Origin of the sequence: Shinella zoogloeoides (assembly GCF_033705735.1) — a bacterium.
GTDB lineage: Bacteria > Pseudomonadota > Alphaproteobacteria > Rhizobiales > Rhizobiaceae > Shinella > Shinella zoogloeoides_A.
Genome location: NZ_CP131130.1, coordinates 2,974,334 through 2,986,352, shown reverse-complemented (window position 1 = coordinate 2,986,352; position 12,019 = coordinate 2,974,334). Strand labels below are relative to the sequence as shown.

The window sequence follows — 12,019 nt, the reverse complement described above, 5'->3', positions numbered from 1 at the left end:
GAAGGACCAGACCTCATGTCGATTCTCGTCAACAAGAACACCAAGGTCCTCGTTCAGGGCCTGACCGGCAAGACCGGCACCTTCCACACCGAACAGGCGCTCGCCTATTACGGCACGCAGATGGTCGGCGGCATCCATCCGAAGAAGGGCGGCGAAACCTGGACCGGCTCCAAGGGCGAAAGCCTGCCGATCTTCGCTTCCGTCGCCGAAGGCAAGGAAAAGACCGGTGCGGACGCATCCGTGATCTACGTTCCGCCGGCAGGCGCCGCGGACGCGATCATCGAGGCGATCGATGCGGAAATCCCGTTCATCACCTGCATCACCGAAGGCATCCCGGTTGCCGACATGGTGCGCGTCAAGGCCCGCCTCGACCGCTCCACGTCGCGCCTGCTCGGCCCGAACTGCCCCGGCATCCTGACGCCCGAAGAATGCAAGATCGGCATCATGCCGGGCTCGATCTTCCGCAAGGGTTCGGTCGGCATCGTCTCGCGCTCCGGCACGCTGACCTATGAAGCCGTCTTCCAGACGTCCAACGAAGGCCTCGGCCAGACGACGGCCGTCGGCATCGGCGGCGACCCGGTCAAGGGCACCGAGTTCATCGACGTGCTTGAGATGTTCCTGGCCGACGACGCCACGACCTCGATCATCATGATCGGCGAAATCGGCGGCTCGGCCGAGGAAGATGCGGCGCAGTTCCTCATCGACGAGGCCAAGAAGGGCCGCAAGAAGCCGATGGCCGGCTTCATCGCGGGCCGTACCGCTCCGAAGGGCCGCACCATGGGCCACGCCGGCGCTGTCGTTTCCGGCGGCAAGGGCGATGCGGAATCCAAGATCGCGGCGATGGAAGCTGCGGGCATCCGCGTTTCGCCTTCGCCGGCACGCCTCGGCAAGACCCTGGTCGAAGTCCTCAAGGGCTGAGAAACGAAACGAGGAGAGGCCGGCTGAAACGCCGGCCTCTCTGGCTCTTCCCGGCAGGATGTGCCGGGCAGTCACAACACGATCGTTCGGGAGGCGGGCGGCGCCCGCAGAGAACCATGGCACGGCAAGACGCCAACGAACAATTCCTGGCCACGTCCTTCCTCGACGGGGCGAACGCAGCCTATATCGAACAGCTCTATGCCAGCTACGAGGCGGATCCCGCCTCCGTCGGCGAGGAATGGCGGACCTTCTTCAAGGCCCTCGAAGACCAGCCCTCCGACGTGATCAAGGCGGCCAAGGGCGCCTCGTGGAAGCGCGCGAACTGGCCGATCGTCGCAAACGGCGAACTCGTCTCGGCGCTCGACGGCAACTGGGGCATGGTCGAGAAGGTTCTCGAAAAGAAGGTCCAGGCGAAGGCCGAGGCCGTCGCCGCGCAGACCGGCGCGCCGGTCAACCAGGCCGACGTCAACCAGGCGACCCGCGATTCCGTGCGCGCCATCATGATGATCCGCGCCTATCGCGCCCGCGGCCACCTGCATGCGAAACTCGACCCGCTCGGCATCGCCGCCCCGGTCGAGGACTATCACGAGCTTTCGCCCTCGAACTACGGTTTCGAGGAGAAGGATCTCGACCGCAAGATCTTCATCGACAACGTGCTCGGCCTCGAATACGCGACCGTGCGCGAGATGGTCGAAATCCTCGAGCGCACCTATTGCTCGACCATCGGCGTCGAGTTCATGCACATCTCCAACCCGGAAGAGAAGGGCTGGATCCAGGAACGCATCGAAGGCCCGGACAAGGGCGTCGATTTCACCGTCGAAGGCAAGAAGGCGATCCTGCAGAAGCTGATCGAGGCGGAAGGCTTCGAGCAGTTCATCGACGTCAAGTACAAGGGCACCAAGCGCTTCGGTCTCGACGGTGGCGAAGCGCTGATCCCGGCGCTGGAGCAGATCATCAAGCGCGGCGGCCAGATGGGCCTCAAGGAAATCGTGCTCGGCATGGCGCATCGCGGCCGCCTCAATGTCCTCACCAACGTGATGGCCAAGCCCCACCGCGCCGTCTTCCACGAGTTCAAGGGCGGCTCCTATGCGCCCGACGACGTGGAAGGCTCGGGCGACGTGAAGTACCATCTCGGCGCCTCCTCGGACCGTGAGTTCGACGGCAACAAGGTGCACCTGTCGCTGACCGCCAATCCCTCGCATCTGGAGATCGTCAACCCGGTCGTCATGGGCAAGGCCCGCGCCAAGCAGGACCAGATGGCGACCGTCTTCGAAGGCGACATCATCCCGCTGCGCGAGCGCGCCAAGGTCATGCCGCTGCTGCTGCACGGCGATGCGGCCTTCGCGGGCCAGGGCGTCGTTGCCGAGATCCTCGGCCTTTCGGGCCTGCGCGGCCACCGTGTCGCCGGCACCGTGCATGTCATCATCAACAACCAGATCGGCTTCACCACGAACCCGGCCTTCTCGCGCTCCTCGCCCTATCCGTCGGATGTGGCGAAGATGATCGAGGCGCCGATCTTCCATGTGAACGGCGACGATCCGGAGGCGGTGACCTATGCCGCCAAGGTCGCGACCGAATTCCGCATGACCTTCCACAAGCCGGTCGTGCTGGATATCTTCTGCTACCGCCGCTTCGGCCATAACGAAGGCGACGAGCCGGCGTTCACGCAGCCGAAGATGTACAAGGCGATCCGCGCCCACAAGACGGTCGTCAACCTCTACGGCTCGCGCCTGATCGCCGAAGGCGTCATCACCGAGGGCGAATTCGAGAAGATGAAGGCCGACTGGCGCGCCAACCTCGAAACCGAATTCGAGATCGGCCAGTCCTACAAGCCGAACAAGGCCGACTGGCTCGACGGCGTGTGGTCGGGCCTGCGCTCGGCCGACAACCAGGACGAACAGCGCCGCGGCAAGACCTCGGTGCCGATGAAGCAGCTCAAGGAGATCGGCCGCAAGATCGCGACGATCCCGGAAGGCTTCCACGCCCACAAGACCATCCAGCGGTTCATGGACAACCGCATGCAGATGGTCGAAACGGGCGAGGGCATCGATTGGGCGATGGGCGAGGCGCTGGCCTTCGGCACGCTCTGCGTCGAGGGCACGAAAATCCGCCTGTCCGGCCAGGACTGCGAGCGCGGCACCTTCTCGCAGCGCCATTCGGTTCTCTACGATCAGGAGTCCGAGGACCGCTACATCCCGCTTGCCAACCTCTCGCCGACGCAGGCGCGTTACGAGGTCATCAACTCGATGCTCTCGGAAGAAGCGGTGCTCGGCTTCGAATACGGCTACTCGCTGGCCCGCCCGAACGCGCTCACCCTCTGGGAAGCCCAGTTCGGCGACTTCGCCAACGGCGCGCAGGTCATCTTCGACCAGTTCATCTCGTCCGGCGAACGCAAATGGCTGCGCATGTCGGGCCTCGTGTGCCTGCTGCCGCACGGCTATGAGGGGCAGGGTCCGGAGCACTCCTCCGCCCGCCTCGAACGCTTCCTGCAGCTCTGCGCGGAAGACAATATGCAGGTCGCCAATGTCACGACGCCGGCGAACTACTTCCACATCCTGCGCCGTCAGGTGAAGCGCGACTTCCGCAAGCCGCTGATCATGATGACGCCGAAGTCGCTGCTGCGCCACAAGCGCGCGGTCTCCTCGCTGTCGGAAATGGCGGGCGAAAGCTCGTTCCACCGCCTGCTGTGGGACGACGCCGAGGTCATCAAGGACGGTCCGATCAAGCTCCAGAAGGACGCCAAGATCCGCCGTGTCGTGATGTGCTCGGGCAAGGTCTATTACGACCTTCTGGAAGAGCGCGAGAAGCGCGGTATCGACGACGTCTACCTGCTGCGCCTCGAACAGCTCTACCCGTTCCCGGCCAAGGCGCTGATCAACGAGCTCAGCCGCTTCCGCAACGCGGAGATGGTGTGGTGCCAGGAAGAGCCCAAGAACATGGGCGCCTGGGCCTTCATCGACCCGTATCTGGAATGGGTGCTGGCGCATATCGACGCCAAGTACCAGCGTGTGCGCTATACCGGCCGTCCGGCCGCTGCCTCGCCGGCGACGGGCCTGATGTCCAAGCATCTCGCGCAGCTTGCCGCCTTCCTCGAGGACGCGCTGGGCGGCTAAGCCGCCCAGTGTCCCCGCACCCACGACAAAGACACGAACAACGGAACTCAACTCATGGCTACCGAAATCCGCGTCCCGACTTTGGGCGAATCCGTCAGCGAAGCGACCGTCGGCACCTGGTTCAAGAAGGTGGGCGACGCCATCAAGGCCGACGAGCCGCTCTGTGAACTGGAAACCGACAAGGTGACGATCGAAGTGCCGGCCCCGGCCTCCGGCGTCCTGTCGGAAATCACCGCCAATGCCGGCGACACCGTCGAGCCGGGCGGCCTGCTCGGCCAGATCGCCGAGGGCGCTGCCGCCGCCGCTGCTCCGGCCGCTGCCGAGAAGGTCGAGAAAGCTGCCGCCGCGGCACCTGCCGCCGAGGCCAAGCCCGCTGCCGGCGCGTCCTCCATGCCGCCCGCTCCGGCCGCCGCCAAGCTGCTCGCCGAAAACAACATCGCGGCCGATCAGGTCGATGGTTCCGGCAAGCGTGGCCAGGTGCTGAAGGGCGACGTCATCGCCGCCCTCGCCAAGGGCATCACGGCCCCCGCCGCCTCGGTCGAGCCGGTCAAGGTTGCCGCCCGTCCGGCCTCCTCGGCGGCCGACGCGCCGCGCGAGGAGCGCGTGAAGATGACGCGCCTGCGCCAGACCATCGCCAAGCGCCTCAAGGATGCGCAGAACACTGCCGCCATGCTGACCACCTACAACGAGGTGGACATGAAGGCCGTGATGGACCTGCGCAGCCGCTACAAGGACATCTTCGAGAAGAAGCACGGCGTGAAGCTCGGCTTCATGGGCTTCTTCACCAAGGCCGTCACCCACGCGCTGAAGGAACTGCCGGCCGTCAACGCCGAGATCGACGGCACCGACATCATCTACAAGAACTACTGCCATGTCGGCGTTGCCGTCGGCACGGACAAGGGGCTCGTGGTCCCGGTCGTGCGCGATGCCGACCAGATGTCGATCGCCGAGATCGAGAAGGAAATCGGCCGTCTCGGCAAGCTCGCCCGTGACGGCGCGCTGTCGATGGCCGACATGCAGGGTGGTACCTTCACCATCTCGAACGGCGGCGTCTACGGCTCGCTGATGTCCTCGCCGATCCTCAACGCCCCGCAGTCGGGCATCCTCGGCATGCACAAGATCCAGGAGCGCCCGGTCGTCGTCGGCGGCCAGATCGTCATCCGTCCGATGATGTATCTCGCGCTGTCCTACGACCACCGCATGGTCGACGGCAAGGAAGCCGTGACCTTCCTGGTGCGCGTCAAAGAAAGCCTGGAAGACCCGGAACGCCTCGTTCTCGATCTCTGATCGTTCGCGAGACCGAAGCCGCCCCGCAGCAGGGGCGGCTTTCGACCGAGCCAGAAGCCAGGAAGCGCAATCGCCATGGACGTGTCCTCCCTTTCCGCATCGCCTTTCCTGCCGATGGTCGGCTGGAGCGCCGTTCTCCTCGCCGTCCATGTCATGCTGCAGGCCTTCACGATGAGTGCGGAAGCCGCAAGGACGGTGGGCGCTTCGTGGAACCCCGGGCCGCGCGACGTGGACTTCAAGCCTTCCGGCAAGATCGCCGGCCGCGCCGCGCGGGCATCCGGCAATTTCCGCGAGACCTATCCGGCCTTCATCGCGCTGGCGCTAGCCCTCGCGCTGAAGGGCGATGCCTCCGGCTGGGGCATCGGCGGCGCCTGGTTGTGGTTTGCCTGCCGTATCGTCTACATTCCGCTCTATCTGGCTGGCGTGCCCTATGTCCGCTCGCTGGCATGGGTCGGCTCGATGCTTGGCCTTGCCGCGATGTTCGCGGCGCTGGTCTCTTGACGGCGGCTTGCGCCTGAAACGGAGCAGATGCGATGCATCCCTATCTCTTCGAACTCGCTTCCCTGATGGCGATCTTCGCCTTTGCCATCGTCTCTCCCGGCGCGGACCTTGCCATGGTCATGCGCCAGTCGATCGTGCAGGGACGGCGCGCGGCGATCGTCACGTCCTTCGGCATCGGCGCGGCGCTGATGCTGCATGTCACCTATACGATCCTCGGGCTCGGCCTCATCATCTCGCAGTCGATCTACCTCTTCAACATCGTGAAGTGGTGCGGCGTCGCCTATCTCGTCTATATCGGCATCAAGGCGCTGCGCGCCGGCAAGGCCGATCTTTCCGTCGAGGCGATGGGCGGTGAGGAGGACAGGGGCCGGCAGACGGCGCTGCGCGCCTTCGGCCTCGGCTTCCTTGCCAATGCGCTCAATCCCAAGGCCGTCTTCTTCTTCCTGTCGATCTTCTCGACGGTCGTCGGCGCCCATACGCCGATCGCCGTCAAGTTCGGCTACGGCCTCGTCATGGCGACCTGCCTTATCGCCTGGTTCGTCGGCGTCTCGCTGTTCATGACGACACCGAAGATGCAGGCCGCTTTCTCGCGCATGAGCCAGTGGATCGACCGCACGAGTGGCCTCGTCTTCATCGCGCTCGGCATCAAGCTCGCCATGGAAAAGGCCCACTGACGAATGCGCGCCGCCCTCGTCCTTGCCGGATTGCTCGCCGCGACCGCCGCCTCCGCGGCGGAGTGCCGGCAGGAGCATGCGGTCTATGCCGATCGTGACGGGGGCTATGAGCTGGCTTTCGAGCCCGTCGGCTCCGACGCCGCGGTGACGACCCATCACTTCAAGCTGAAGGTGCTGGCCAGCAATACGGTGCTCGACGGCATCGTCATGCCGGGCGACCCGGCGCGCTCGAACGGCATGGTCATGCACGATTGCCCCGAGGGCGATTCCACCGGCGAGGAGATCGCCGCCTGCACCGTCTGGGAAGGCTTGATCTACGCCCTTGACGGTGGCGATGCCGCGCTCCTGCCGGAAGAGGGCAGGCCGGCGGCCGAAACCCTGCTTCTTTCCGGCTTCGGCGCCTCGCTGCGCTATTCGAAGCTCTGGGACGAGGGTAAGGCGAGCGCCGTGCCGTGGGACGTCTTCAAGCGGAAGGGATGCAAGGCATGAGCGAGGCACCCGTTCTTCTCGTCACCGGCGGCAGCCGCGGCATCGGTGCCAGCGTCTGCCGCATGGCAGGCGCGGCCGGCTGGCAGGTCGCGGTGAACTACGTTTCCAATATCGCGGCCGCCGAGGCGGTGGTGGCGGAGATTCGCGATGCCGGCGGTTCGGCTCTCCCCGTTCAGGGCGACGTCGGCAGCGAGCTCGGCCTTGCCAACATCTTCTCCACCATAGACGGCACCTTCGGCCGGCTGGATGGCCTCGTGAACAATGCCGGCATCGTCGCCACGCCGCAGCGCGTCGACGAAATGTCCGCCGAGCGGCTGGAGCGCATGTTCGCCGTCAATGTCATGGGTTCGATCCGCTGCGCGCAGGAAGCGGTGCGCCGCATGTCGACGCGCCATGGCGGGCGGGGCGGGTCCATCGTCAATCTGTCGTCCGTGGCGGCGCAGCTCGGCGCGGCCGGGCAATATGTCGACTATGCCGCCAGCAAGGGCGCCATCGAGAGCTTCACCATCGGCCTTGCCCGCGAGGTCGCGGCGGAGGGTGTCCGCGTCAATCTCGTGCGTCCCGGCATCATCGACACCGAGATCCACGCGTCCGGCGGCCTGCCGGACCGGGCGCGCGACATGGCCTCGCTGATCCCGATGCAGCGGCCGGGCACGGCCGACGAAGTCGCCCATTCCATTCTCTATCTTCTCTCCGACGCGGCATCCTATGTGACGGGTGCCGCCCTCAACGTCAGCGGCGGCCGTTAGGCCCCGCGCAGGAAGGACTTGCCATGGCATATGATCTCATCGTTATCGGTTCCGGCCCCGGCGGCTATGTCTCAGCCATCAAGGCGGCCCAGCTCGGCCTGAAGGTCGCGGTCGTCGAGAAGCGCGCGACCTATGGCGGCACCTGCCTCAATGTCGGCTGCATCCCCTCCAAGGCGCTGCTGCACGCTTCCGAGACCTACAGCCATGCCGCCCACGGCATGGACGCGCTCGGCATCGAGGGCGTGAAGCCCACGCTGAACCTGTCGAAGATGATGGCGCACAAGGATGCGACGGTGAAGTCGAATGTCGACGGCGTCGCCTTCCTCTTCAAGAAGAACAAGATCGACGGCATCCAGGGCACCGGCAAGGTACTGGGCGCGGGCAAGGTTTCCGTCACCAGCGACAAGGGCGAGGAGCAGGTTCTCGAAACGAAGAACATCGTGATCGCCACGGGTTCCGACGTCGCCGGCATTCCGGGCGTTCCGGTCGAAATCGACGAAAAGGTCATCGTCTCCTCGACGGGCGGCATCGCGCTCGACAAGGTGCCGGGCCATCTGGTGGTCGTCGGCGGCGGCGTCATCGGCCTCGAGCTCGGCTCCGTCTGGGCCCGCCTCGGTGCCAAGGTCACGGTCGTCGAATATCTCGACGCCATCCTCGGCGGCATGGACGGTGAAGTCTCCAAGCAGTTCCAGCGCATGCTCGCCAAGCAGGGCATGGACTTCAAGCTCGGCGCCAAGGTGACGGGCGTTACGAAGTCCGGCTCCGGTGCCAAGGTGACCTTCGAGCCCGTCAAGGGGGGCGACGCCACCACCATCGACGCCGACGTCGTGTTGATCGCGACGGGCCGCAAGCCCTACACCGAAGGCCTCGGCCTTGCGGAAGCCGGCGTCACGCTCGACAGCCGCGGCCGTGTCGAGATCGACAAGCACTTCCAGACCAACGTCCCCGGCATCTATGCCATCGGCGACGTGGTGCGCGGCCCGATGCTCGCCCACAAGGCCGAGGACGAGGGCGTTGCCGTCGCCGAAATCCTTGCCGGCCAGGCCGGTCACGTGAACTACGACGTCATCCCCGGCGTCGTCTACACCCAGCCGGAAGTCGCCTCCGTCGGCAAGACGGAGGAGGAGCTGAAGGCTGCGGGCGTCGCCTACAAGGTCGGCAAGTTCCCCTTCACCGCCAACGGCCGCGCCCGCGCCATGCTGGCGACGGACGGCTTCGTGAAGGTGCTGGCCGACAAGGAGACGGACCGCGTGCTCGGCGTCCACATCGTCGGCTTCGGCGCCGGCGAGATGATTCACGAGGCGGCCGTGCTGATGGAATTCGGCGGCTCCTCGGAAGACCTCGGCCGCACCTGCCACGCGCACCCGACCATGTCGGAAGCCGTCAAGGAAGCCGCGCTCGCGACCTTCGCCAAGCCGATCCATATGTGATGGCGACAGGCGGCTGCGACAACCGGCCGCCTGTCCTGCCCGGTCGAACAGGCGCAGCATGCAGGCACTCAAGGAGGCCTGCATGTCGCCCGTGTCGAGACCCGTCTCGCTGCCCCATCCCATTCTTCCCGCCGCCGACTGGGCGGATCGCTTCACGCTCGGCCTTGCGGTCGAGGGGCTGACGGCGCGGGAGGCGGCGCGGCTGGCGCTGGAGCATCCGCCGGGCTGGGTGCGCAGGCTCATGGTGCTGCGCAACGCGCTGGTCGCGCCCTTCGGTCTCAAGGGGGCGGCGGAAAGGGTGGCGACGTCGGAGACGGAGATCGGCGGCTTCCCGGTGGTGAGCGCCAGCGACGGCCGGGTCGTTCTCGGCTTCGACGACCGGCATCTCGATTTCCGCATCGTCATCGACGTGTTGCAGGACCGGCCGAGCGGCCAGACCCTCTCCGTGATGACGCTGGTCCATCGCAACAACCTGATCGGCCGGCTCTATCTCGCGGCGGTCATGCCGTTCCACAAGCTGATCGTGCGCAGGATGCTGTCGGGCATCGGCGATCGGGTCCTCACTTCACCGCGGTGACCGAAAAACCTTCCTTGCGCAGCAGTTCGACGACGCCTTCCGGGCCTGCCAGATGCAGCGCGCCGACGGCCATGAAGACATTGCCTTGCGCAAGGATCGGCGCTGCGCGTGTCGCCATGACATGGTTGCGGTCGACGATGATGCGCTGCTCGAAATCCGCATAGGCCTTCGCATCCTCGGTCGTCTCGGGCGCGGCGGCGCGCATCATCGGCATGATCATGCCGGTGTCGCCGGCAAGATAGAGCTGGCTCATCGTCTCGATGACGTCTGTCAGCTTGTCGCCGAGCTCCACCGTCTGCACGAGGCCCTGGATCTGTGGCTCGACCGGCAGGGAATCGAGGGCGGAAATCTGCTCGATGAGCGTTTCGAGGCCCTTCAGCGTCTTGCCTTCGGCAAGCGCATCCTTGGCGAGGCGCTGATCGAGGAAGGCGGCGCCGGCCGTCTTGCGGGCGATCTCGCAGGCCGGCAGCGCGACGAAGCTGGCGATCATCCACGGCTTCATGCGGCTGACGGCGGCAAGCGACAGGCCGCGGCTCTTCAGGCCCTCCGCCAGCCTTTCCGCTTCGGCCTTGTCGATGAAGTCGGTAATGGACTTGCCGTCCGCGAACATGGTGAGGTCCGGGCGGGCCATGATCGTCGCGCCGGCCTTCTTCTCGTCGGCGATCTCATCCGATTCGACGATGACCGTCGAAGCGGCGGCATAGGCGGTGCGGGCGGCCTCCGGCATGGCGAGCACGCGCGGATCCGTCACATGCATGGTGCCGAGCAGCCAGGAGGCGGGGCGGCCGTCCTTCTCGATCTTCCAGAAGATGCCCCTGCCGTTGGGCAGCGCGTCGGCCTCGGCGCGCAGCTTCGCGTAGCCGGCGGGGTCGTCCTTCTCGTACTGGACCAGCAGGTTCTCGCCGCCGCAGGCCGGCGGCTCCTGCGCATGCGCCGGGGAAAGGGTCGCCAGCACGAGGAGGAAGGACAGGGCGAGGAGGACGTTGATGGCGGCGAGCAGCCAGAGGCCCGCATCGGCGGCCCGGTCGGCGAGCGCCAGTCGGGTTTTGTGAAGAAGGACTGTCATGGTCGAACGCTCCGAATTTCGCCGGACCCTAGCCTTCGCCTTCCTCACAATCCCTTAACGGATCAGGCGCGGGGATGGGCCCGGTCGTAGATTTCGAGCAGGCGCGCCGAATCGACGCCGGTATAGACCTGTGTGGTGGAAAGGCTGGCATGGCCGAGCAGTTCCTGGATGGTGCGCAGATCCCCGCCGCCGGCGAGTAGATGGGTGGCGAAGGAATGGCGCAGCGCATGGGGCGTCGCGCTGTCCGGCAGGCCGAGCGCGCCGCGCAGCTTCTGCATCTCGCGCTGGATGATGGCGGGCTGCAAGGGGCCGCCGCGCGCGCCGCGGAAGAGCGGCCTGTCTTCGCCGAGCGGGTAGGGGCAGAGCTCGACATAGTCCTCGACGCCCGTGCGGGCCGGCGTAATCAGCGGCACGATGCGCGTCTTGCCGCCCTTGCCGGTGATGCGCAGCGATGCGGGGCTGCCGGCAAAATCGGCGGGCGTCAGCGACAGCGCCTCGGAGATGCGCAGGCCGCAGCCGTAGAGGAGGGCGAGGACCGCCGCATTGCGCACGCGGATCCAGGGCTCCTCGGCCAGTTGCTCATGGGCGTCGACGACGGCGATGGCCTGCCGGTCCGACAGCGGCTTGGGCAGGGATTTCGGCTGCCTGGGCGAGCGCACCGCGGTGGCGCCCGCGGCATTGGCAAGGCCCTTGCGCTCGAGATGGCGCAGGAAGGAGCGCAGGCCCGCAAGGCCGCGGCCGAGCGTGCGCGCGCCGGCGCCGTCGCGGCGGCGGGCGGCGAGGAAGCCGCGCAGGTCCGCCGGGCGCAGGGCCTCGATGTCCTTGAGGCTGGCAGGGGCGGCGATATGTTCGGTGAGGAAGGCGAGGAATTGGCGCGTGTCTCGCTCATAGGCCTCCAGCGTGTTGTCGGAAAGCCGGCGCTCGCCGGCAAGCGCCGCAAGCCAGCCCTGCCGCTCGGCCATGAGCGCCGGATCGGCGATGATGAGAAGTTCGGTCATGTCCTGCCTCCGGCATTTGCAAGGCTATCGCATAGGGAATTCGAGGTTTGCGCCCTTTCCTTCTCCCCTCGGGGAGAAGGTGGCCCGACGGGTCGGATGAGGGGGATGGAGAGACGCCTTCCTTACACGCGCGATAGCCTTCTGGCGTTCGGGACAGGATGGGCGATGCATGGCTAAGGAATTGCTAACGTTCCGCCCCGGGGCTGGGCAAGCACCG

Annotated in this window: 11 protein-coding genes; 9 read left to right on the top strand and 2 right to left on the bottom strand. The window is 66.3% G+C overall.

The features are described from left to right. Positions 1–15: 15 nt before the first annotated feature. The 9 genes from sucD to ShzoTeo12_RS14785 all read left to right on the top strand — a co-directional run bounded on the left by sucD (position 16) and on the right by ShzoTeo12_RS14785 (position 9,738). Positions 16–918 carry a succinate--CoA ligase subunit alpha gene (gene sucD, locus ShzoTeo12_RS14825; protein ID WP_318910173.1) on the top strand — a complete coding sequence of 301 codons (903 nt, stop codon included), beginning with the start codon at positions 16–18 and terminating at the stop codon, positions 916–918. Between the two features lie 116 nt (positions 919–1,034). Then, complete coding sequence (locus tag ShzoTeo12_RS14820; RefSeq protein ID WP_119258989.1) at positions 1,035–4,031, top strand: 2-oxoglutarate dehydrogenase E1 component; 2,997 nt, start codon at positions 1,035–1,037, stop codon at positions 4,029–4,031. Positions 4,032–4,085: 54 nt separating this feature from the next. Further along, positions 4,086–5,318: a 2-oxoglutarate dehydrogenase complex dihydrolipoyllysine-residue succinyltransferase gene (odhB, locus tag ShzoTeo12_RS14815; RefSeq protein ID WP_318910172.1), complete on the top strand. Its 1,233-nt coding sequence runs from the start codon at positions 4,086–4,088 to the stop codon at positions 5,316–5,318. A 75-nt stretch (positions 5,319–5,393) separates the two neighbouring features. Continuing rightward, positions 5,394–5,819, top strand: coding sequence for an MAPEG family protein (locus ShzoTeo12_RS14810; protein ID WP_318910171.1), 426 nt, complete (start codon positions 5,394–5,396; stop codon positions 5,817–5,819). Positions 5,820–5,851: 32 nt separating this feature from the next. After that, positions 5,852–6,493: a LysE family translocator gene (locus ShzoTeo12_RS14805; protein WP_318910170.1), complete on the top strand. Its 642-nt coding sequence runs from the start codon at positions 5,852–5,854 to the stop codon at positions 6,491–6,493. A 3-nt stretch (positions 6,494–6,496) separates the two neighbouring features. Further along, positions 6,497–6,982, top strand: a complete 486-nt coding sequence (locus ShzoTeo12_RS14800; RefSeq protein WP_318910169.1) for a hypothetical protein — start codon at positions 6,497–6,499, stop codon at positions 6,980–6,982. Next, positions 6,979–7,731, top strand: a complete 753-nt coding sequence (locus ShzoTeo12_RS14795) for an SDR family oxidoreductase (protein WP_318910168.1) — start codon at positions 6,979–6,981, stop codon at positions 7,729–7,731. The genes ShzoTeo12_RS14800 and ShzoTeo12_RS14795 overlap by 4 nt, the downstream gene beginning before the upstream one ends. Positions 7,732–7,754: 23 nt before the next feature. Then, complete coding sequence (gene lpdA, locus ShzoTeo12_RS14790; protein ID WP_318910167.1) at positions 7,755–9,161, top strand: dihydrolipoyl dehydrogenase; 1,407 nt, start codon at positions 7,755–7,757, stop codon at positions 9,159–9,161. A gap of 82 nt (positions 9,162–9,243) precedes the next feature. Beyond that, positions 9,244–9,738, top strand: a complete 495-nt coding sequence (locus tag ShzoTeo12_RS14785; protein ID WP_318910166.1) for a DUF2867 domain-containing protein — start codon at positions 9,244–9,246, stop codon at positions 9,736–9,738. On the opposite strand, the gene ShzoTeo12_RS14780 is transcribed toward ShzoTeo12_RS14785, so the two are convergent. Then, positions 9,722–10,804: a TraB/GumN family protein gene (locus ShzoTeo12_RS14780; protein ID WP_318910165.1), complete on the bottom strand. Its 1,083-nt coding sequence runs from the start codon at positions 10,802–10,804 to the stop codon at positions 9,722–9,724. The genes ShzoTeo12_RS14785 and ShzoTeo12_RS14780 overlap by 17 nt on opposite strands. A gap of 62 nt (positions 10,805–10,866) precedes the next feature. Further along, positions 10,867–11,802, bottom strand: coding sequence for a tyrosine recombinase XerC (locus tag ShzoTeo12_RS14775; protein WP_318910164.1), 936 nt, complete (start codon positions 11,800–11,802; stop codon positions 10,867–10,869). Positions 11,803–12,019: the final 217 nt, after the last annotated feature.

What these genes read in the sequence shown, in the direction of transcription:
- sucD (WP_318910173.1), top strand. Translation starts at nt 16, where the DNA reads ATGTCGATTCTCGTCAACAAGAACACCAAGGTCCTCGTTCAGGGCCTG.
- ShzoTeo12_RS14820 (WP_119258989.1), top strand. Translation starts at nt 1,035, where the DNA reads ATGGCACGGCAAGACGCCAACGAACAATTCCTGGCCACGTCCTTCCTC.
- odhB (WP_318910172.1), top strand. Translation starts at nt 4,086, where the DNA reads ATGGCTACCGAAATCCGCGTCCCGACTTTGGGCGAATCCGTCAGCGAA.
- ShzoTeo12_RS14810 (WP_318910171.1), top strand. Translation starts at nt 5,394, where the DNA reads ATGGACGTGTCCTCCCTTTCCGCATCGCCTTTCCTGCCGATGGTCGGC.
- ShzoTeo12_RS14805 (WP_318910170.1), top strand. Translation starts at nt 5,852, where the DNA reads ATGCATCCCTATCTCTTCGAACTCGCTTCCCTGATGGCGATCTTCGCC.
- ShzoTeo12_RS14800 (WP_318910169.1), top strand. Translation starts at nt 6,497, where the DNA reads ATGCGCGCCGCCCTCGTCCTTGCCGGATTGCTCGCCGCGACCGCCGCC.
- ShzoTeo12_RS14795 (WP_318910168.1), top strand. Translation starts at nt 6,979, where the DNA reads ATGAGCGAGGCACCCGTTCTTCTCGTCACCGGCGGCAGCCGCGGCATC.
- lpdA (WP_318910167.1), top strand. Translation starts at nt 7,755, where the DNA reads ATGGCATATGATCTCATCGTTATCGGTTCCGGCCCCGGCGGCTATGTC.
- ShzoTeo12_RS14785 (WP_318910166.1), top strand. Translation starts at nt 9,244, where the DNA reads ATGTCGCCCGTGTCGAGACCCGTCTCGCTGCCCCATCCCATTCTTCCC.
- ShzoTeo12_RS14780 (WP_318910165.1), bottom strand. Translation starts at nt 10,804, where the DNA reads ATGACAGTCCTTCTTCACAAAACCCGACTGGCGCTCGCCGACCGGGCC.
- ShzoTeo12_RS14775 (WP_318910164.1), bottom strand. Translation starts at nt 11,802, where the DNA reads ATGACCGAACTTCTCATCATCGCCGATCCGGCGCTCATGGCCGAGCGG.